Below are 20,677 nucleotides of genomic sequence, written 5' to 3' on the forward strand. Positions count from 1 at the left end.
TAATGCTAGACAGAGAAATACTTCTAAAAAAATGGTTAGATGAATATTTGTTAGCAAATAAATCTAATGAAACAATATACACGCTTAAAAATAGTTTAAATCTATTTTTTGAATATACCGATTTAGCATTAGAGGAAATCGAAGCATCCGATATTAGAACATTTATAGCTTATAGAGCTCAAAATGGAGTAGGAGTTTCTACACTAAAAAAAAATATCTCTGCTATAAGAACATTTTTCCAATATTTAACTAAAGAAAAATTAATTAATTTCAATCCAGCAGAAGATATTAAAATTAAAAAAAGTAGTAAAGTTTTACCTAAATTTCATGAAGTCACAGTAATAAATGAAGTATTAGATTCAAATAAGAATTTAGAATTTGAACGACCATCAAGCACAGTTATTTTTAAAAGAGACTTAGCACTAATTGAAATAGCATACTCATGTGGTTTAAGACTTGAAGAAATACACTCATTACAAATAGAAAATGTAGAGGTAAAACGCAAACAAGTAAGAGTTACAGGAAAAGGAAATAAAACTCGTATTATACCTTTGGGTTCAAAAGCTATTGAAGCGTATCTAGAATGGTTGCCTTTAAGAGAAGAAATTATGAATAAAGATACCAATCAAAAACATAATTATGTTTTTGTCACCACAACTGGAGCCCAACTATCAAGAGTCCAAATAAATAAAAGAATTAAAAATGCTTTTAAACTTGCTGGTTATCCAATTCAATCCAACCCACACATGTTACGCCATTCATTTGCAACTCATCTAATAAATAATTCTGTAGGTATTCGTGAAATTCAGGAAATGCTGGGCCATAGTAATTTGAATACTACTCAGATCTATACAGATCTGGACCATACTTCAATGACAAATGTTTATATGGATACACATCCAAGAGCCGTAAAAAATACTGAAGGTGAGAACTAAAAAGTTAAATTTTCACAATAAGTAAGGACTAGATAAGGATAAAGTTTCATAATTATGTTAAATGGAGTAGATTTCTTAGTTTGAAACAACTTAAAGCAGACTAGATACTTAACATTGATTAAAAATAGTTCTTGCTTTGTGAGCGGTCACAATATAAAATTTATAATAACAATATGTACAATAATGCCTATGAGCTGAGGTTAAAAATGAATGAAGTTAAAGCATATAAATTAACTGTTGAGAACGTTGAATTGTTTGAAGAAATTGAGCATGAGGTACTTTTTCAAACAACTATTAAAACTAAAAAATCAATTTTGAATTATTTGACGCCTGTTTCAACATTGGCCACATTGCTTCAGAGACATAACATCATACTTCCGAAAGGTATTTTTTTGGGAAGCATAATTGAAATCTATGATGAGGAAGTTGAGCCTCGTGTCATTATCGGACATGAAGGTTGTGACTTTGGAAATGTTAAGACAGTTCGCCAGTTAGAGATCTACTGGGAAGAAGTGGCATTTTAATTCCGGAATAAATAAAAACTTAATATCATTAGGAGACTTAGATTAATGAAAAATTCAGTTAGTAATAGTTATATTGTTCAAGCTAACGGCGTAAAAGTTGTTAAGGCAGATGTAAATTCTATAGTAACCACGAATAAAAGAATTCATGTAGGTGATGACACTCCCGCTTTCGCTTTTTATGTGTGTGGTTTTTGGGACAGTATTGACCAATTTGAACGTTATGGTATGACACCGCATGTAACATTGTATAAAACCGAGTCTGAGGTGAAGGAATACTGCAAAGGCAAAGTGGTGTCTTATCGCGAGTATTACGCAAATTCGGAAAAAGAAGTTGATGATCTAATTGCAACTAATAGAATGTCACATGAAAATCACGCACGTTCATTAGCTGAATTGTTCTGATCGCTACTCCACATCCTTTTGGCCAAAGTTATTAACATTATTTCAGGTAGATTATGGCAAGCACAGCAGCAGAGCGTAAAGCAAAACAACGCCAAGAAATGTTAAAAAAAGGGTTCACGCGTAAGGATCTTTGGTTATCAAAAGAAAGTTTAGAGGTAATAGAAAAATTTAAATCAGAGCATAAATTGAGCTCAAATGATGAAGCAATTAATCTTTTACTAAAAACAATTGTGGTAATAGAAAAATTCAAATCGGAGCATAAATTTAACACTATAGATGAAGTAATTAATCTTTTCTTAAAATCTCTTAATGAGTGCAAATAATTTTTTAATAAATGCATGATTCTAAATAAAAGAACATGCTCTAATTTAATTGTCATATCTAGGACTAAACTATGAAATATTCAAAGTTATGTATTCTTATCTCCACAAGTCTTTTCATTACTGCTTGTTTTGACTCAGGCACCTCCGAATCAGAATTGTCATTTACAGCAATAGAATAGAGTGGCATTATAGATAATCAATAGGTTGTCACTCTAATTTCACACAATTAAATCAGATTATTTATACAAATAGATAAGAGTGGCTTACAAAATTACATTAATAAGCACGAGTGCCTGAATGGTGAATTTTTTATGAAAAAATTGAGTGACGAATACTTACCTGTTAGAAAAGCTCAAACTGTTTATGGGAGTATTTCAGGAAATTATGCTTTTAGAGGTGAAAAAACCATATGGTTTGAATCGACCCTTGAGCGTGATTTCATACTTAAGCAAGAATTTAATAACAATGTGATTGATGTTATCGGTCAACCTGTAGTTATCCCCTACATCACTGAATTGGGTAATCAATCAAACTACACCCCTGACTTTTTGGTGCAGTTTTCAAGCTCGAATTGTGATGATTTTGAGGATTTCCCTGTACCTATGCTTATTGAAATTAAGCCCAAGAAAAAGCTTGCTGAGGACTGGGATAAGTTAAAACCAAAATTTAGAGCAGCTCATCGTTTTGCTGCTGATAAAGGATGGAAGTTCAAAATTATCAGTGAAACAAGATTATATGATCAGTATTGGGAAAATATTAATTTCTTAAAAAAATTTAGACGCTCTCATATAGATGCCGTTGATCAACAATTATTACTCGATACCCTACAAAAGTTAGGTCAATCAACAATTAATCAATTACCTGCTCATCTTTTTAAAGATAAAACCAATGTTCTAAAAGGGATTCACCAAGTTTGGGCACTAGTGGCAAAGCGAATGATTGCTTGTGACTTGTATTGCCCTTTAACGGCTGAAACTGTGATATGGGTTAACCAAAATGATGCGTTTGTGAGGAATATCTAAATGATTGAATCTAATGCTGTCAGTATTGATCGTAGTCGTATCACACTTAAACCCAATGTGGTTGTTGGTTATGAGGGAAACCCTTATAAAATTGTGAATGTTTTAAATGCTAATGACATTGTTATATCAAGTCTTGATTCGGTACGTAGTTTACAGGTCAATTCTAAAAGTTTGACCGTTTTTGAGGGAGAAAATACGCTAACTGAAAACCTAAACAAAGGTGATAAGGATATCAGCAATGAAGCTTGGCAGATTGCTTTACAACGTTATGAGATTATTAAGCCTTTGATTGAGTATTCAACCACTGAACTGGTTGAAAATAGAGCGAATGAATATGATGTAAATCGTTCTACATTGTGGAAGTGGCTTAGAGATTATCGTGAAAATAACTCTCTAATGACGTTGATTCCCAAAAAACGAGGTTGGACAACTGAAAAATCAAGGTTGTCACCTCAAGTGAGCAATATCATTAAACAAGCTATCAATGATGAATATTTGAATGCGAAGAAACCTAGTATTTCCAAAACGATTGAAATTGTAAAAGCAGAGTGTTCACGGCTTCAGCTTGAAGCACCACATGAAAACTCTATTCGTAGAAGAATCGAGGCTTTAAATAATTACCAAGTAACGAAAGCACGTCTTGGATCTAAAGCTGCAATAGATAAATTTAAGGCTGCTGCGGGTTCATTCCCAAATGCTGATTACCCTTTGGCATATGTGCAGATTGATCATACACCTCTAGATATTGAAATCGTGGATGACGAGTTCAGAGAAGCGATTGGAAAACCTCACTTAACCTTGGCAATCGATGTTTTCAGTCGGATGATTGTTGGATATTACCTATCACTAGAAGCACCAAGTACGACTTCAGTGGCGATGTGTATAGCATCTTGTATTTTGTCAAAAAAACGTAAGTTGATCGAACTAAATATTGATGCTGAATGGCAGGTCGAAGGTATTATGGACTCGGTGCATACAGATAATGGACCCGATTTTAGAACCAATCACATCAGTAAAGCTTGCCTAAAATATGGGATTCATTGGGAATATAGACCAATTGGTGGGGCGAGATTTGGCGGTCATATTGAACGTATGCTTGGTATTGTCAATCTTGAAATGCATGTGCTGGATGGTACAACTTTTTCAAATGTGCAGCAGCGAGGAACTTATGATTCCGCTAAACAAGCCTGTATGACATTAAAGGAACTTGAATACTATATCGTTTATTGGATTACTAAAGTTTATCATCAGAAGAAGCATTCAGCTTTAGGAACATCACCTATTGTTAAATGGGAAGAAGGTGTTTGGGGAACGAAGACGACAGCAGGAACAGGTTTGAAAGAACGTGTATCAGATGAAGATACCTTGTTTATTGATTTTCTACCTGAATTTGAAGCGACCATTCAGCGTACAGGGGTGCAGAAAGATAACTTATTCTATTTTGCAGACTGTTTAAGGCAATGGGTTAATTCTATTGATCCAGACGACAATAATCGAAAGCGCAAAAGAAAATTCTTATTTAAGCGTGATCCGAGGGATATTTCACAGATTTGGTTTTATGAGCCATTTTCTAATACCTATTTTAAAGTACCCACTGCAAAGCGAGAGATACCACCGATTAGCTTATTTGAATATAGACAGGTACAGAACTATCTCAAGAATGGGCGTCAGGATGTTCAGAATCAGGATGAGATTTACAAGGCGATTTTACATCTACGTGAGCAGCTTAATCAGGCTCGAAGCTTGACTCGAAAGCAACGTCGCTCAAACCAAAGAAAAAAGGAAAATGAAAAAGCCATTACTCAGCTATCCGAACAGAATCAGTCTAAAAAGGCTGTAGTTTCTGAAAGCCTTCAGACAAGTGATGATTTGTGGAGTACTCCTTTAACTGCATTTGATGATTTAAGGTGATGTGATGGAAAAATATGAATATCTTGCAGAGCATGTACTTGAAATCATGCAATTAAGCGATAGTGAACGGATTGAGACATTATTCACTGATCGGTGGATTGGCTATAAGAAAGCCCACTCTATTGTAAACAAGACATTTTTATCTTTTATATTCAATGGCTTATTTTCCTGCTAATTGGTAATACCATGAAAAATACCATGCTCAGAAAAGGCTTAACAATATTTTGAAAAATTGCCTACTGAGCGCTGCCGCACAGCTCCATAGGCCGCTTTCCTGGCTTTGCTTCCAGATGTATGCTCTTCTGCTCCTGCAGCTAATGGATCACCGCAAACAGGTTACTCGCCTGGGGATTCCCTTTCGACCCGAGCATCCGTATGAGACTCATGCTCGATTATTATTATTCTCTGTACACGACAAATTTCACAGAACCCTTATCCTATCAGGGTTCTGCCTTCTTAAAATTGCCAAAATTTCCTTAAACTCTTCTTTTTTCCCAAAACCAATTAAACGCTGAATCGCCATTTGAACATAGTCTAAACCATAGCGAAATAAACTCATTGAGAGTCGTCCATGCTTCTTTATTTTTATCGCTTTTTTTTGATCATGTTGCCATTCACCCGTTAAGTAACACCAACAGAAGCTTATAGCTAACACCGCAATCAATTTTTTCACTCGTCTAGGGTCTGTCAAGCGCGTATTTTCAAGATTAAACCCGCGTCCTTTGAAACAACTGAATAAGGTTTCAATTTCCCAGCGTAATGCATAATCCTGAATAGCATTGGCATTAAACTGAGGAGAAACGACGAGTAAAAGCTCTCCATTTTCTAACTGTAGTGCACTTATATATAGTTTCACCCGACCAACCAAAATCCGTCGTTTACGACATTCAATTTGACCAACTTTAAGATGGCGAAATAAATCACTAATTTTATGATTCTTTCCTAAATGATTGGTGACAATGAAGTTTTTTTAACACGAATGCAGAAGTTGATGTCTTGTTCAATTAACCATGTAAACCACTGCTCACCGATAAACTCTCTGTCTGCGAACACATTCACAATACGGTCTTTACCAAAAATGGCTATAAAGCGTTGAATCAAAGCAATACGCTCTTTCGTATCTGAATTTCCACGTTTATTAAGCAATGTCCAAAGGATAGGTATCGCTATTCCACGATAAACGATTGCGAGCATCAGGATATTAATATTTCGTTTTCCCCATTTCCAATTGGTTCTATCTAAAGTCAGTTGCACTTGGTCGAATGAAAACATATTGAAAATCAACTGAGAAATTTGACGATAATCAAAATACTGACCTGCAAAGAAGCGCTGCATACGTCGATAAAATGATTGTGGTAAGCACTTGATGGGCAAGGCTTTAGATGCAGAAGAAAGATTACATGTTTGCTTTAAAATAATCACAAGCATGATGAGCGCAAAGCACTTTAAATGTGACTTGTTCCATTTTAGATATTTGTTTAAGATAAGATATAACTCATTGAGATGTGTCATAGTATTCGTCGTTAGAAAACAATTATTATGACATTATTTCAATGAGTTATCTATTTTTATCGTGTACAGAGATTATTATTATAGAAGCCCCCATGAATAAATCGCTCATCATTTTCGGCATCGTCAACATAACCTCGGACAGTTTCTCCGATGGAGGCCGGTATCTGGCGCCAGACGCAGCCATTGCGCAGGCGCGTAAGCTGATGGCCGAGGGGGCAGATGTGATCGACCTCGGTCCGGCATCCAGCAATCCCGACGCCGCGCCTGTTTCGTCCGACACAGAAATCGCGCGTATCGCGCCGGTGCTGGACGCGCTCAAGGCAGATGGCATTCCCGTCTCGCTCGACAGTTATCAACCCGCGACGCAAGCCTATGCCTTGTCGCGTGGTGTGGCCTATCTCAATGATATTCGCGGTTTTCCAGACGCTGCGTTCTATCCGCAATTGGCGAAATCATCTGCCAAACTCGTCGTTATGCATTCGGTGCAAGACGGGCAGGCAGATCGGCGCGAGGCACCCGCTGGCGACATCATGGATCACATTGCGGCGTTCTTTGACGCGCGCATCGCGGCGCTGACGGGTGCCGGTATCAAACGCAACCGCCTTGTCCTTGATCCCGGCATGGGGTTTTTTCTGGGGGCTGCTCCCGAAACCTCGCTCTCGGTGCTGGCGCGGTTCGATGAATTGCGGCTGCGCTTCGATTTGCCGGTGCTTCTGTCTGTTTCGCGCAAATCCTTTCTGCGCGCGCTCACAGGCCGTGGTCCGGGGGATGTCGGGGCCGCGACACTCGCTGCAGAGCTTGCCGCCGCCGCAGGTGGAGCTGACTTCATCCGCACACACGAGCCGCGCCCCTTGCGCGACGGGCTGGCGGTATTGGCGGCGCTGAAAGAAACCGCAAGAATTCGTTAACTGCACATTCGGGATATTTCTCTATATTCGCGGTTCAGCAGGCATGTCCCCTTTGAGGGCGACCCGACGACAGGATAATCGACCTTATGGTGCGCAAATATTTCGGCACAGACGGTATTCGTGGCAAAGCCAACGAAGGCGCGATGACGGCGGAAACCGCCTTGCGCGTCGGCATGGCGGCTGGCCGTGTCTTTCGTCGCGGTGACCACCGCCATCGTGTCGTGATCGGCAAGGATACGCGCCTGTCGGGCTATATGCTTGAACCCGCGCTCACAGCCGGTTTCACCTCGATGGGCATGGACGTATTCCTTTTTGGCCCGCTGCCGACAACGTATAGGAAGAATAAACGCCCTTTTCACCCAAGTCCAACAGCTTTGGACCGCAGTTGACTCTTTCGACACCCCTGCGATGCAACCCAATCCGGCTGACGGGGAGCCAGCAACGCTGAAAATTTACCCTCCTCTTTCCCACTAGCGGCTCCTTTTCCGACAACCAGCACGGCGGATCCCTGCCGCGGCGCTGTGAACGCAGCATTTTGATTGGTATCGTTGGCCTTCAGGCTCGTCAGTCAAACAGACCCAGGAGCAGCTCAGCCGGTGGCGCCCGGCTTTCGGGTAACGCCCTGGTCCCGCTGGTTTCGGCTTTGTGCTTCAGGTGATCAAGGATCTGCTTGATCACTATAGGGTCTTCAATGCAGGCGATGACTTTCATGGCGCCGCCGCAGCCGCTGCAGGTCTCGATGTCGATATTGAAAACACGCTTGAGCCGTTGCGCCCATGTCATCGACGCTCGCCGTTGTGCTGGTGTTGCCGGTTCATCAGCCACCCTGACCTTGTTGCCCCTGCCCCGTTTTGCCGGCGTGACCAACGCCCGGTGCCGACTGTTGGGTGCGAACACCCCGTGGAAGCGGGTTAGGTTGACTCTGGGCTTCGGTACCAGGGCGGCCAGCCTTGCAATGAAATCCAATGGTTCGAAAATGACGTGCGTGGTGCCGTCCCGGTACGGCGTCTTGAGCTGGTAGCGCACGTTGCCGCCTCGTGTTAACGACAGCCGCTTCTCGGATACCGCCGGGCGGCTGATGTACCGGCACAGCCGTTCGAGCTTCTTGCGTTCATCGGCCCTGGCCGCCACGCCGGCGTGCAGGCTGGACCCGGCTACCTTGCCAATCCCGTCACCGAACGGATCACCACTGGTCGGCAGAGTTTGCAAAGTGAACACCTTTCGCCCCGCCTGTGAACCGACAGCGATACGGTAAGTGATCGAGTGTCAACGGCAATTTAAAACTGACCCCTTTTACCTTAAAACAGCAAAGTAAAATTGACCCCTTTGATGATTTATTAAGACTCAATTTGTGGTTGAATTCCTACTCTCTTTTTATCTTTTAGACGATAACTTTCCCCAGATATTTGTACAACATGACAATGATGTAATAAACGATCCAACATTGCTGCTGTCAAAGTAACATCATCTGCGAATGATTTAGACCACTGGCTAAATGGTAAATTACTGGTCAAAATCGTACTGCCTTTTTCATAGCGCTTGGCAATAACATTAAAAAATAAATTTGCTTCTTCACGACCAAATGGTAAATATCCTATTTCATCGATAATCAATAACTTTGGAGCAAGTACAACACGTTGCATGTAGTTTTTTAATTTACCTTGTTGATAAGCTAGGCTAAGTTGCAACATTAAATCAGCTGCAGTAATAAACTTAGTCTTAATATTATTCATAATTGCCTTATAGCCTAAAGCCATTGATAGATGTGTTTTCCCAACACCACTTGCACCAATAAATACAACATTTTCAGCTCTTGGAATAAAGCTTAAATTAAATAGTTCAAGCAACTGCGACTTTGGAGCACCTAAAGCATAATTAAAATCATAAGCCTCCAACGTTTTGATTTGAGTAAGACCTGAAAGTTGTAAAAGAATCTGTTGACTACGTTGCTGCTTGGCTGTGTATTCATGTAATAGCATAGCTTCAACGAAATCTGCATAACTGCCATCCTTTGCTAAGGTTTGTTGTGCATGATGTGACCATTGTGATGCCACTGTTTGTAGACCAAGCTGACGGCAAAGCTGTTCAATACGCTCATACTGTAAATTCATTAAGAAACCTCCAGTAATTCATCATAGATTGATAAGGGGTGTTGAACACTCTCATGAGGTATGAGTGATGATGGGCTAACATCATCAATTACAGATTTTTTAGAACCATCATTAAATAAAGGTAATGAAGAAAAATATTGTTGTTCTTCAAGCAAACGAGTACTTGGTTTTTCTTTAGTTGTTGCATGAATGCGTTGATTTGCTGTTTCACTAAGCCATCGACCAATATAGGCATTTGCCATATCAACATCTAAGCTAAGGTCAACCACCTTTAAACTTGCTTTTAATGGCACGATAAAACTTGATTTCAAATAACTATTAAAGCGTTCTACTTTACCTTTTGTTTGCGCACGATATGGCTTACAAACACGTGGTCGGAAGTTATATTTCTTAGCACAATCAAGTAATTTAGCATTCCAGCGATGTTGACCATCTTGATAAGCATCACGTTCAATCATAATGGCCTTAGCATTATCAAATAATACATCTTTAGGAACACCACCAAAGAACTGAAAAGCACTTTCTAAGCCATCAATCCATGCATCAGAACGTTCATGATCATAAAACTTAACAAAGGTTGCTCTAGAGTATCCCAAAGTTGCAACAAATGCTTTTAATGTGGTGTGATGACGTCGAATTTTTGTGAAATCAACCTGCATTTGTTGACCTGGTTGAGTCTCAAATCGCTTAATCGGCTCTGGTTGTTTAGTTGGCTTTAATGTATTGAGATAATTTTGTAGTGTTCTAATTTTCCCCGTGTAGCCTTTTTGCAAGATTTCTTGATACAACACTGCAGCCGGTATCCATTCTGGATCGGCGGCATTTACACGTTTGATTAAATACGGTTTATAAGGCTCAAGAATACTCACTTTAGATTGTGTTCGTTGATATTTAGGTGTTACTTGAGATCGTAAATATTTACGCACAGTATTTCTAGAAATACCGAGTTCGCGGCTAATTGCCTTAATAGATTGACCTTGTTGATGAAGTATTTGGATTGTCACTGCTTGCTCCAAAGTTAACATGTTGAGCAGTCCAAAAAGACCACTATATTAACCAAGGGGGTCAATTTTCAAATGCTGTTGGGGGGTCATTTTTACATTGCCGCTAACACGAGTGCCCCAGCAGGGGTGTCATCGGGTCGTCATCCACCGCATCCGAGGCCAGATAGCTGTTTTCGACATCCCGTTCCAGCAGGCCTTGCCGTTCCAGATAGCGACCCACCCGGTGGGCGATGGTGTGCGTCAGCTGGGTGAGCTCTGGGCTGGTCGGCGCCTTGACCCAGCGGAAACGCGCTGAGCCGTGGGATTGCTCGACATACACACCGTCGAGAAACAGCATGTGGAAGTGAACATTCAGATTGAGCGCCGATCCAAAACGCTGGATCAGGGTGACCGCGCCCGTCTTGGCCACTTGGTGGGTATGGCCCGCTTTCTTGACCAGGTGCGTGGCAATGACGCGGTAAACGATGCCCAGCACCCACCCCATGATCTCGGGCCGGCTGGCAAACAGGAAACGCAGCTGAAACGGGAAGCTCAACACCCACTGACGCATGGGTTGTTCAGGCAGTACTTCATCAACCAGCAAGGCGGCACTTTCGGCCATCCGCCGCGCCCCACAGCTCGGGCAGAAACCGCGACGCTTACAGCTGAAAGCGACCAGGTGCTCGGCGTGGCAAGACTCGCAGCGAACCCGTAGAAAGCCATGCTCCAGCCGCCCGCATTGGAGAAATTCTTCAAATTCCCGTTGCACATAGCCCGGCAATTCCTTTCCCTGCTCTGCCATAAGCGCAGCGAATGCCGGGTAATACTCGTCAACGATCTGATAGAGAAGGGTTTGCTCGGGTCGGTGGCTCTGGTAACGACCAGTATCCCGATCCCGGCTGGCCGTCCTGGCCGCCACATGAGGCATGTTCCGCGTCCTTGCAATACTGTGTTTACATACAGTCTATCGCTTAGCGGAAAGTTCTTTTACCCTCAGCCGAAATGCCTGCCGTTGCTAGACATTGCCAGCCAGTGCCCGTCACTCCCACTCGATTGTAAACAAGCACACAAAACCCTTTAGTGACAACAATTTGCAAGAACTATCAGGCTCAGTGCCATGAAAAATACCATGACCAGATCATGAGGTTGAACACGGCTTGCGCCGGCAGCGTTCACGCTCCTGGTCGGCGATCTCGCCCGGCTGCAATGCTAGCTCAGCATCGGTCATGCGCTCCAGCACGTCGCGTAGGCGGATGGTGCAAGGAATGGGCGGCAGCTCGAACTCATAGCCGCCGGCGATCATTTCGGCCGCAATCTCCTCGGTGATGAAAAACGGCTCGTCGTCTTGGTTCGGCTTCTTCATGCCCTTTCCTCCTGGGGTCGTTTGCGGGAGAGGGCGAAATCCTACGCTAAGGCTTTGGCCAACGATATTCTCCGGTAAGATTGATGTGTTCCCAGGGGATAGGAGAAGTCGCTTGATATCTAGTATGACGTCTGTCGCACCTGCTTGATCGCGGCCGCGATAGCTAGATCGCGTTGCTCCTCTTCTCCATCCGCGTTCCAAGCTGCGGAAAGGCACCCATAAGCGTACGCCTGGTCGAGCAGGCGACGCGGATCGACGTCCAGCGCACGAGAGAATGCGTCCGCCATCTGTGCAATGCGTCTAGGATCGAGACAAAGGTCGTCTCTGTCAGCCGGATCGTAGAACATATTGGCGGCGCCAAAGCCCACTTCACCGACCAGACCGACGGGATCTATCACCAGCCAGCCGCGACTGGAGAACATGATGTTTTCATGATGCAGATCGCCATGTAGCCCACGCAGTTCCGAGGCATTGCTCATCATTTGATCGGCTATAATCGCCGCGTGGACGTAGTCAGTTTGACAACCTGCGTTTTGATCATCGCGCGCCCGCTGAAACAAAGCTGCAAAGCGATCCCGGATCGGGAGAAGGGCAGAAGGCAGGGGTTCCTCAGATGCGGCATACAGCTTCGCCATTAGTTCCGCTGCAATTTCGGTCGCCTGGTAGTCGCCGTGCTCGGCAACGATGTGAGAGAGCATTCGCTCCCCGGCATATTCGAGCAACATCAGATTGTTCTCACGACCGAGCAACCGGACTGCTCCCCTCCCATTGCGCCATACCAGATAGTCGGCCCCGCGCAGTTCATCAGCAATGTCTTCTATAGGTTTCAATCCCTTGACGATTGCAGGAGTCCCGTCTGGCAATGAAACTTTCCAAACGAGGCTGGAAAAGGTGTCCGCAATGAGAACAGGTTGCGAAACGTGCCAATGAGCAGGAAAAACAGGCGGCATGAACATCAACCCCAAGTCAGAGGGTCCAATCGCAGATAGAAGGCAAGGCGTTCGCGGTCGGGGGCTTCGATCCCCAATACATTGAATAGGACAGCGAAGGCGCGCTCTGCTTCATCTGGCGCTGCCCAGTTCTCTTCGGCGTTAGCAATCATGAGTGCCAAATCGGCATAGCGATCTGCTGTTCCGAGCCGCCCAAGGTCGATCAGACCCGTGCATTGAAGAGTTTTAGGGTCCACCATGAAGTTCGGCATGCAGGGATCACCATGGCAAACAACCATATCGGTGCGCTCTTGGTCGAGCCGCACCGGTAGCTCTCGTTCGACACGAGCCAAAAGATCGAGCTGCGGCGTACTCTTGTCCTCGTCCGGTAAGAAGTCGGGATTGACGGCATTGCGGGACACCACATCAACGGCGCGTCCGAACATTCGCGACAGCCTGCGCTCAAACGGACATTGATCAACCGATAGGCTGTGAACAGCGCCAAGTTGCTGCCCCATTGACGGCCACGCTTTGAGCAAATCCGCTCCAGACAGATCAGCCGCCGGTACTCCCGGAATTGCCGTTATCACCAAGCATGCACCCTCCTGTTCCTCCTGCCAGTTGATCACCTCGGGGCAAGCCACACCTCGACCTTTGAGCCAAATGAGGCGGTCACGCTCTCCAGCGAGCTCACCGCGGCGGGAAGCAGGTGCGATTTTCGCGAAGGCATGCCCGTCACCACGTCGAAAAACAAAATCACCAGATTCTCCGCCTCTGACAGGCAACCAGTCAGAATGCGATTCACCAAAAAAAATATTAGTTCGATTCAATGGAGGTTCCCTTTGTTGTGCGTTTAAATCAGATAAGTACATAGGATAGCTAAACCTTAAATAATAATGCTAATGATTCTTGAAACGAACACTGATTATGCATTTCCTATCTTCAAGATATTGATATTAATTGATTTATATCGACGGAGATTAAGTTTGAAAAGTATCAAATGAGCTAATTTATATTATTAGCTAAGACCTTGATGCTTATGACAGGAAACAATACTAGAAATATTAACTTCCGATGCACGGTTACTTTAGAAATAATATTTCAATATTTCAACAACTATTGAATTGTAAAAAAAGGTTAGGATTCTTGCAACTCCTTTATGAAGTACCTTTCTTATTTTTAGTACGACAGTTTTTTGTAATTTAATAAAAATCAATTAATTAATGTTGAAAATAAATTTTTAAATCTATTTTTCCACGCATCGGGAGTAGCAGATGAATGTTTAATCGAAATAATTTTTTTGGTAAAACTTTCACAACGTAGCGTCCATTTTTTAATTCCTTTTGCATTCTCAAGCTCTATACATATATTTTTTATTTGCTCACGGGTTAACTTATGTGGTGACACGATAATAAAAGCACAGAATGCTTCATGGCTTTTATTTTTATGTATATCAATTAAATAATATTGATCATGCTGATCTTTCAATTCCAGTTTTAAAAATAACAATTTCCTTCCAAATTCTGCATCAATCCAAGATGGATGCTTTGGTTGAGGAACGAGTTTCTTTATTTGAAGTAAGTTGAATCCGTGTATCTCATTCCCCAATATATCAATTGAATACACACGTTCTAATGGAGAGGTTGTATCTAGTGTTAAATGGTTAAGTGATTGAATAATATATTGAATATCAAAGCGTTCATCTCTGCTAGGCGGATTATCAGTTGTTTCAGACTTTTTAGTTTTAGTATTTTTATTGCCATATGGTTCATCAGATGATGTTTCAACATCCTCTGATTTATCTGAATATGGATGATTGGATGTGCCAACTTCAATTGGGTCATTGGCTGGTTCATTAAAAGAATACTTCAAAATATTTTGTGTATTTCCAGTTTCCACATCAGAACGCTTACGGTATTCACCGCTTGTTCTTGATGGTGGTTTTTGTGTATTGATATGCTCATTTTTATTTTGACTTTTTTCACGAGGACGAGGGTTTTTTTCATCAGTTTTTGAAACAGTATTGGTAAGGTCTTTATTGACATCAATCATGTGATCGTTAATAGGATCAAATTTTTTCACTCTAGTAATAAAAAAACGTGTCTTATTGTCATCTAGCCAAATTCCTTCTGCTTCAAGAAAAAGCTTTGTAGGATGTGGCGGATATACAATGGGGTATCTTATGCCTGTGCCATGCTGAAGATGATGAAACTCAGTAACTTCCATACTTCGTTGAATTTTATCGACTATCGTCTGCACATATGGATTTAAGGCTAGATTAGCCAGAAATATAATTGCTGTTTCGCCAATATCTTCATATGGCTTTCTGATTTTTATTTTATATTCAATATTATCATTCTCAACTTCTGTTGTATAAGATTCTAAAAAGCGGTTAATGATAGATTGGCCTGAAGTGCTTAATAAGAGTCCCCGAATATCCTTCCGATTGACGAATAAGCTATGCAAAATATGGATTGAGGAAGTGATGACTTGAGTTCCATCATTAGAATGCATTAAGCAGTGATTCACTTTCCGATATGAATCATTGGTGTATTTAGTGAATGGATAGCCTTGTAGAACATAATCAACTTTATTGGGAAGAAAATAGTTTTTTAATGGAATGTAGTACTCTGACGTATCCGGAATTTTGTCTGAAAGTTTTATGTTCCTCGGTTTATTATTGCTGAAGTCGAAAGAAAATCGTTTTGTGATGAGTTTTCCTGAAAATCTATAAGTGTAATTGGTCAGAACATTCCCGTCCCAAATACTGCCATGTTGAACAGCATCAAGATCAAGTACGGGAACAAGGAATGTTGAGCACTTATCTAAAAATAACCATTGATCACTTTTTCTAATCTCAATTAATAACACTTCAACAAAAGGATTAGTTGAGTCGTTATCTTCGTTTCGAACGAGTCCACCATATCGATAAACCACTCGACTAATATTATCATTTGGGAAACAATCAATAGTCGTTATTTTATCATTATTAACAGGCATATATTTTTACAAAATGAAAAATTAAAGCTTATAGATAATATACTTTTTATTCTTGCTCTAGTTTATTTGTGTAAACTCTGATTTATTTGTGGAACTGACAAGAATATCTTGTAGCTAAATCACAAATCTCTGAAAAACTGCTATATCAACATCTCAACGCATCCTTTAAGAATAGCTTTGAATCGGTAAACACCTTTAATGATGAGAATTTGGATTATCAAATACTTGACCTTCAGACAATATATGCAATTAAAGATAGATGTAAGGAAACATTAAATATTGAAGAAAATGATTATGAAGAGGAAAAGTCATTTTCAAAACGCTTTTCATATAAACTTAAAGATAATATTAAACTCGATACAAAAATATTCAATGAATGCATTGATATGGATTTAAAGAAGTTACCATTATCTCAAGAAAATCTTGATATTTTAATGAATAATGAAGATTACTTAAAATTTAAAGACAACAAGTCCGTGCGCGAACTTTTAAATAAGGCTAAAAGGGACAGTTTCATTTCAATTTATGAAGGTCTTGAAATAAAAGATGCATTATATACTGAGCACTTAAAATTCAAGGACAATAATTACAAAAAAAATATCAAATCTTTATAAGAGATTTATTTACAGTCTTATACATAGTATAAGACTGTATAAATATATTCACTTATTTTTTTCATAAAGCCAGATAATAAAACAGCCTTGTAAAATACTGTAGATACATAAGAATCTCACAAAAAATCCGGCAGTACTCCCATAAAAGAAGTTATCTAAATAAAATGTTGTACAGAAAAGGAAAAAATAACTACCAAGTAATAAATATTTTATATGTGAAGTTTTATTTGCCATCACTGCTACGACTTGCATCATAATACAAATAAAACATTGTATATACAGAGATACCTTCAAGCTTGTCAGCACACCATTGTAGGAGCCTTTAGCAAGAACACCTAATATAATTACGAGAACCAGCAGTAGAATACTATTGATCTGAAAATATTGTTTCTCACTCAATGAGTATGCTTTCAATGTATTTACTATATCCACGATTTCACCTCAAATTCTGATCATTTAACGATCTTTTTATCGAAAATTGGTTTGTTTCGCTCACCCCAATATTCATTTTTACAATTAGGGGAAGAACACGACCAAATCTCCCACTTCTTGTTTGTTGTTTTTGATTTACCAGTACGTTGTTGGAGTAGAGCTTTACACTCCGGACAGTTAAATTCTTTTTCCTTTTTCTCTGTATTTTTAGGAACAGGTTTTTCACCTTGTTCTTGCTTAGATTCCTTCAGCTCCCTTTTGGCAAGGAATGCTTGATAGTCAGGTGTACCGTCTGGTTTCTTTTGATAACTGGCTGTACATTTATTTCTCTTCTTGAAGAAACCTGAGCATCCAAAGAACTCACCATTTTGGCCTGAACGCGAAATTAGGCCACTCTCGCACACAATGCACTTAAATTCTGATGTAAGCGATTCTCTATCAATTGCTATCCCATCTTGATTCATCATCATGTGACCACACTTCAAATTTGTACATTTGAAATAAGGCTTACCGTTCGCACTTGTCATATTCACCAATTGTTCTGAGCACTTAGAACAATATTGTTTAGGTCCACCTTGATCTAAATTTTTAATAGACTCTTTTGCTTGGGTTTCAATTTTGAGATGTGTCTCTTTTAATAGCCTCTTACCAATGTTTTCACCATGTGCAATGAGATCCAACTTTCCTTCTAACTCTGCTGTATATTTGAGATTGCAAAATTCAAATTGGTTTGAAATTTTCCCAACCAATCTTTGAGCCAGATCAGTAGCATGTATTTTATTTTTACTGTCTAAGTGTACATAACCATGATCAATAATTTTAGAAACGATGCTTACGAAAGTTGATGGGCGACCTATACCCACATCTTCCATGAACTTAATGAGACTAGCTTCAGAATGCCTACGTGGGGGTTCGGTTCTTTTCTCATTCAGATCTGATTTTAATGCAACTAAATTCCCTGCCTTTTGTAATAACGGCACTGGATTATTCAACTCTTGTGCAGCGTCTTCCGGAATATCTTCATTCTCGTCTTCAGAAAAGTTTAGCTTTGCTGTAAGTCGTAACCAGCCTTGATCAATTAGTTTACGTCCACGAGCTTTAACAAAGACTTCTCGACCTTGCACTAACTGGCGACCTTTCATACGGACAATACGCGCTGTGAATGTCGCATCATCAAGCTGACAAGCCACTGAACGCAACCAGATCATTTGATATACCGCCTGAATGGTTGAATCATCTGATACTTTTAATTGATTAAAATCAGTCGGTCTGATAGCTTCATGGCCTTCTTGAGCCAAAGCTTTAGATTTAAATTTTCGTGGTGTTGCCGGTATAGGTAATTTGTTCTTCAGTGCAAATTCACGAATAGCTTGAATGGCATCATCACTTAAATTTGGGCTGTCAGTACGAATGTATGTTATATGGCCATCTTCAAATAATTTTTGAGCAATTTCCATTGCTCTTTTCGTTTTAAGTTTTAATTGAACGTGTGCGGCCCGTAGATAAGTAGGAGTTGTAAAAGGAGCCGGTGGAGAGCTTTTCTCTGGTTTTTCTTCAAAAGTTTCTACAGTGAATTCACGTAATTTTGAAACTTCTTCAGCAAGCTTTCGATCAATTACAAAAGGATCTAACTTAGTTATGAAATTTGATGTATCCCATTTTGCTTCCCAAGACTCATCTACAGAACCAAAATTGAAAGTTACACCAAAATGCAAAACTGACGAGAATTGTTTGATCTTATTTTCAAGATCGACTAGATACCATACGATACTACTTTGAACTCGACCAGCAATCTGTTTTTCACCACATATTAAAGTAAAAGCCGGTGTTCCAATGTATCCAATAATTCGGTCTAGAATTCTTCGTGTTTCTTGTGCTTGAACAACTTGCATATTTAACTTACGCTCGTTACCCATAGCTTGTGCTACTGCTGTCTTTGTAATCTCCTGAAATGTAACTCGACCATAATTTTCGTTAAGCCGGAGAACCGTTTTAAGATGCCATGCAATAGCCTCACCTTCTCGATCCGGATCCGTAGCAAGATATACTTTTTGTGATTTCTCAACTAATGCTTTTAGCTCTCTTACACGACTTGCACCAGAATCATTAAACACATAGTTAGGTGTATATTCGGCAGTTAATCCTAGTGAGTCTTTGGGTAAGTCACGTATATGGCCCTTACTAAATGAAACTTTAAATTTACCTCGACCAAAAAGGCTATCTAGATAGCCCTGTATAGAGTCAACCTTATTAGATGACTCTACGATAACTAAATCAGTCATTTCTACATTCCTTCTTATCATTCAGTCGCCAGCGATCTGAACTTGTGTATTCAAGTATAGATGATAAGTTACCTATGTATTTTTTCAATTTATTTTTTTAAAGTGTCAATTTTTAAATGATAGAATCGAGACAAACTTAATATGTCTAAGGACATGAAGGGCCTGAATAAATTATGAATGTTAAACCACTCGATTATTTAGCAACAATTGAACATATATTTGAGCATGTTAAACGAACGTTTTATCAAACAGTTGCAGACACAAAATCAATAAATAAAGGCCGCCTGAATGCACCAATAACAGAATATAAGTGGCATCCATGTGTATTTTTACCAACAAACTTATGGCAAGAAGTCTTAAGACCAACCATCATGGCCAAACTATATGAACAAGTGCAAATAAATAAAACTAAAGATCCATTTGTAATCGATGCATATTTCGCAAATTTTGTTGCAGCATTTACATGGAGATACACTAAAAGTATTTATCGTTTTGATGAATACACGTTTGAATGTTTGATTAAACATTCAGCAGGAAAATATCTTGATCATCAACTTTTGACTAATTTACCAGAAGGTTGTATCTACATTGATCTAGCAACACCTTTAAATATTGCAGATCATAAGGTTTATGGTGTGTATGCAATCCTCGATCTATCTTCGAACAGCATAGATACTTTAAAGAATACTCTACCTGACCAACTCATTATTACATTAGACACTCATAACCCATTTGAAGAAAATAATTTTGCTCTGCTCAAGCCTCTCCCTACTATCGTTTTTGACATAAAACGTTCTGGCAAGGTGAGTCAACAAATCAAGTTCAAATGGGGTATTAATCTGGAAAGTCCAGAAGAACTCAATGAACATATTGCTCCAGTAATTTCGCTAATTTCTTCAATATGTACAGATGAAATAGCTATTGATAATTTTACTAAGAACTCTACTCGACAGAATGTAACTAAAAAACCCTCATTTAAGGATCTAGAGGCCGCTTATTGGCAGAAAGGTGAATATAGAGTAAATGCACCAGCTAATCATAAAATGTGGCGAATTGGCGTCAAATACGGAGTAGATTATCGAGCTTTCGTAGCACGTCAGCAAAAATATGAATCCAAAACTGAATATAGAATAACAGGTGTTCACTGGACAGCTTATATTCAAGATTATGAAATTCGCCTTAAATTTATGCCCCCACGCATGAACTCACCGGTCGAAATCGACGAACAAATTAATAATTTCTTTGATGAGCTCAATGCCTCTAATTCATTAAAATAAAAGGAAAAAGGCCAATACTAAATTTGGCCTTTCTTATATTTACTTTACAAAATCAGATAATTGAATTTATCTAATTTTTAATTTTGATACAAATTTCGTTCTCATAACCTCTATTTTTCGGTAAAATTACACAAAAGCGGATCGTTCTG

General features: G+C 40.1%; 18 protein-coding genes and 3 pseudogenes. 11 read left to right on the forward strand and 10 right to left on the reverse strand.

Annotated elements, in window-relative coordinates:
- Positions 1–2: 2 nt before the first annotated feature.
- From EGS71_RS00825 to EGS71_RS00855, 7 genes and pseudogenes are all read left to right on the forward strand, one after another.
- Positions 3–935, forward strand: coding sequence for a site-specific integrase (locus EGS71_RS00825; RefSeq protein ID WP_000886982.1), 933 nt, complete (start codon positions 3–5; stop codon positions 933–935).
- Positions 936–1,141: 206 nt separating this feature from the next.
- The gene (locus tag EGS71_RS00830; protein ID WP_001006517.1) at positions 1,142–1,459 is read left to right on the forward strand and encodes a hypothetical protein; all 318 of its coding nucleotides are present in this window, start codon (positions 1,142–1,144) and stop codon (positions 1,457–1,459) included.
- A gap of 45 nt (positions 1,460–1,504) precedes the next feature.
- On the forward strand, positions 1,505–1,861 hold the full coding sequence (locus EGS71_RS00835; RefSeq protein ID WP_000798673.1) for a hypothetical protein: 357 nt from the start codon (positions 1,505–1,507) through the stop codon (positions 1,859–1,861).
- A gap of 53 nt (positions 1,862–1,914) precedes the next feature.
- Positions 1,915–2,184 (forward strand): hypothetical protein, encoded by a 270-nt coding sequence (locus tag EGS71_RS00840; protein ID WP_000168733.1) that lies wholly within the window; start codon positions 1,915–1,917, stop codon positions 2,182–2,184.
- A 311-nt stretch (positions 2,185–2,495) separates the two neighbouring features.
- Positions 2,496–3,206 carry a heteromeric transposase endonuclease subunit TnsA gene (locus tag EGS71_RS00845; protein ID WP_000736393.1) on the forward strand — a complete coding sequence of 237 codons (711 nt, stop codon included), beginning with the start codon at positions 2,496–2,498 and terminating at the stop codon, positions 3,204–3,206.
- A complete protein-coding gene (locus EGS71_RS00850; RefSeq protein WP_000573066.1) occupies positions 3,207–5,117 on the forward strand; it encodes a Mu transposase C-terminal domain-containing protein in 1,911 nt (636 codons plus the stop codon).
- 4 nt (positions 5,118–5,121) lie between these two features.
- Positions 5,122–5,247: pseudogene (locus EGS71_RS00855) on the forward strand (transposase); the annotation flags it as partial.
- 291 nt (positions 5,248–5,538) lie between these two features.
- Here the strand turns inward: EGS71_RS00855 and EGS71_RS00865 are convergent.
- Positions 5,539–6,629 (reverse strand): IS4-like element ISAba1 family transposase gene (locus tag EGS71_RS00865; protein ID WP_125275246.1). Its coding sequence is split into 2 segments (ribosomal slippage): positions 5,539–6,089 and positions 6,089–6,629, totalling 1,092 coding nucleotides; the frame shifts between segments, so codons are not numbered across the junction.
- 92 nt (positions 6,630–6,721) lie between these two features.
- On the opposite strand from EGS71_RS00865, the gene sul2 reads away from it, so the two are divergent.
- Entirely contained in the window at positions 6,722–7,537 is an 816-nt protein-coding gene (sul2, locus tag EGS71_RS00870) for a sulfonamide-resistant dihydropteroate synthase Sul2 (protein ID WP_001043260.1), read from the forward strand.
- A gap of 86 nt (positions 7,538–7,623) precedes the next feature.
- A complete protein-coding gene (locus EGS71_RS00875; RefSeq protein ID WP_000251875.1) occupies positions 7,624–7,926 on the forward strand; it encodes a phosphoglucosamine mutase in 303 nt (100 codons plus the stop codon).
- 175 nt (positions 7,927–8,101) lie between these two features.
- Here the strand turns inward: EGS71_RS00875 and EGS71_RS00885 are convergent.
- The 8 genes and pseudogenes from EGS71_RS00885 to EGS71_RS00925 form a co-directional block, all read right to left on the reverse strand.
- Positions 8,102–8,803, reverse strand: a pseudogene (locus tag EGS71_RS00885) (IS91-like element ISVsa3 family transposase); the annotation flags it as partial.
- A 71-nt stretch (positions 8,804–8,874) separates the two neighbouring features.
- Positions 8,875–9,648, reverse strand: a complete 774-nt coding sequence (gene istB / locus EGS71_RS00895; protein ID WP_001053381.1) for an IS21-like element ISEc57 family helper ATPase IstB — start codon at positions 9,646–9,648, stop codon at positions 8,875–8,877.
- The gene (gene istA / locus EGS71_RS00900) at positions 9,648–10,673 is read right to left on the reverse strand and encodes an IS21-like element ISEc57 family transposase (protein WP_002009888.1); all 1,026 of its coding nucleotides are present in this window, start codon (positions 10,671–10,673) and stop codon (positions 9,648–9,650) included. Before istA ends, istB begins: the two co-directional genes overlap by 1 nt.
- Positions 10,674–10,761: 88 nt before the next feature.
- Positions 10,762–11,559 (reverse strand): annotated as a pseudogene (locus EGS71_RS00905) (IS91-like element ISVsa3 family transposase); the annotation flags it as partial.
- A gap of 210 nt (positions 11,560–11,769) precedes the next feature.
- Positions 11,770–11,994 (reverse strand): hypothetical protein, encoded by a 225-nt coding sequence (locus EGS71_RS00910; RefSeq protein ID WP_000743213.1) that lies wholly within the window; start codon positions 11,992–11,994, stop codon positions 11,770–11,772.
- Between the two features lie 119 nt (positions 11,995–12,113).
- Positions 12,114–12,950 carry an aminoglycoside O-phosphotransferase APH(6)-Id gene (locus tag EGS71_RS00915; RefSeq protein ID WP_000480968.1) on the reverse strand — a complete coding sequence of 279 codons (837 nt, stop codon included), beginning with the start codon at positions 12,948–12,950 and terminating at the stop codon, positions 12,114–12,116.
- Entirely contained in the window at positions 12,950–13,753 is an 804-nt protein-coding gene (aph(3'')-Ib, locus tag EGS71_RS00920) for an aminoglycoside O-phosphotransferase APH(3'')-Ib (protein ID WP_001082319.1), read from the reverse strand. The genes EGS71_RS00915 and aph(3'')-Ib overlap by 1 nt, the downstream gene beginning before the upstream one ends.
- 382 nt (positions 13,754–14,135) lie before the next feature.
- Positions 14,136–15,923, reverse strand: coding sequence for a hypothetical protein (locus tag EGS71_RS00925; RefSeq protein WP_002011499.1), 1,788 nt, complete (start codon positions 15,921–15,923; stop codon positions 14,136–14,138).
- A gap of 209 nt (positions 15,924–16,132) precedes the next feature.
- Between EGS71_RS00925 and EGS71_RS00930 the strand changes: the two genes are divergently transcribed.
- Positions 16,133–16,537, forward strand: a complete 405-nt coding sequence (locus EGS71_RS00930) for a hypothetical protein (RefSeq protein ID WP_000386247.1) — start codon at positions 16,133–16,135, stop codon at positions 16,535–16,537.
- A 452-nt stretch (positions 16,538–16,989) separates the two neighbouring features.
- On the opposite strand, the gene EGS71_RS00940 is transcribed toward EGS71_RS00930, so the two are convergent.
- Positions 16,990–19,251 (reverse strand): type IA DNA topoisomerase, encoded by a 2,262-nt coding sequence (locus EGS71_RS00940; protein WP_000131185.1) that lies wholly within the window; start codon positions 19,249–19,251, stop codon positions 16,990–16,992.
- Positions 19,252–19,424: 173 nt separating this feature from the next.
- Here EGS71_RS00940 and EGS71_RS00945 point away from each other — a divergent pair, with 173 nt between their 5' ends.
- A complete protein-coding gene (locus tag EGS71_RS00945) occupies positions 19,425–20,528 on the forward strand; it encodes a hypothetical protein (protein ID WP_001101323.1) in 1,104 nt (367 codons plus the stop codon).
- The last annotated feature ends 149 nt before the right edge of the window (positions 20,529–20,677 follow it).

Source organism: Acinetobacter sp. FDAARGOS_559 (genome assembly GCF_003940475.1).
GTDB classification, from domain to species: Bacteria; Pseudomonadota; Gammaproteobacteria; order Pseudomonadales; family Moraxellaceae; genus Acinetobacter; species Acinetobacter baumannii.

Bases quoted from the DNA above. Each gene is read 5' to 3' on its own strand.
- EGS71_RS00825 (WP_000886982.1), top strand. From the start codon at position 3: ATGCTAGACAGAGAAATACTTCTAAAAAAATGGTTAGATGAATATTTG.
- EGS71_RS00830 (WP_001006517.1), top strand. From the start codon at position 1,142: ATGAATGAAGTTAAAGCATATAAATTAACTGTTGAGAACGTTGAATTG.
- EGS71_RS00835 (WP_000798673.1), top strand. From the start codon at position 1,505: ATGAAAAATTCAGTTAGTAATAGTTATATTGTTCAAGCTAACGGCGTA.
- EGS71_RS00840 (WP_000168733.1), top strand. From the start codon at position 1,915: ATGGCAAGCACAGCAGCAGAGCGTAAAGCAAAACAACGCCAAGAAATG.
- EGS71_RS00845 (WP_000736393.1), top strand. From the start codon at position 2,496: ATGAAAAAATTGAGTGACGAATACTTACCTGTTAGAAAAGCTCAAACT.
- EGS71_RS00850 (WP_000573066.1), top strand. From the start codon at position 3,207: ATGATTGAATCTAATGCTGTCAGTATTGATCGTAGTCGTATCACACTT.
- sul2 (WP_001043260.1), top strand. From the start codon at position 6,722: ATGAATAAATCGCTCATCATTTTCGGCATCGTCAACATAACCTCGGAC.
- EGS71_RS00875 (WP_000251875.1), top strand. From the start codon at position 7,624: ATGGTGCGCAAATATTTCGGCACAGACGGTATTCGTGGCAAAGCCAAC.
- istB (WP_001053381.1), bottom strand. From the start codon at position 9,648: ATGAATTTACAGTATGAGCGTATTGAACAGCTTTGCCGTCAGCTTGGT.
- istA (WP_002009888.1), bottom strand. From the start codon at position 10,673: ATGTTAACTTTGGAGCAAGCAGTGACAATCCAAATACTTCATCAACAA.
- EGS71_RS00910 (WP_000743213.1), bottom strand. From the start codon at position 11,994: ATGAAGAAGCCGAACCAAGACGACGAGCCGTTTTTCATCACCGAGGAG.
- EGS71_RS00915 (WP_000480968.1), bottom strand. From the start codon at position 12,950: ATGTTCATGCCGCCTGTTTTTCCTGCTCATTGGCACGTTTCGCAACCT.
- EGS71_RS00925 (WP_002011499.1), bottom strand. From the start codon at position 15,923: ATGCCTGTTAATAATGATAAAATAACGACTATTGATTGTTTCCCAAAT.
- EGS71_RS00940 (WP_000131185.1), bottom strand. From the start codon at position 19,251: ATGACTGATTTAGTTATCGTAGAGTCATCTAATAAGGTTGACTCTATA.
- EGS71_RS00945 (WP_001101323.1), top strand. From the start codon at position 19,425: ATGAATGTTAAACCACTCGATTATTTAGCAACAATTGAACATATATTT.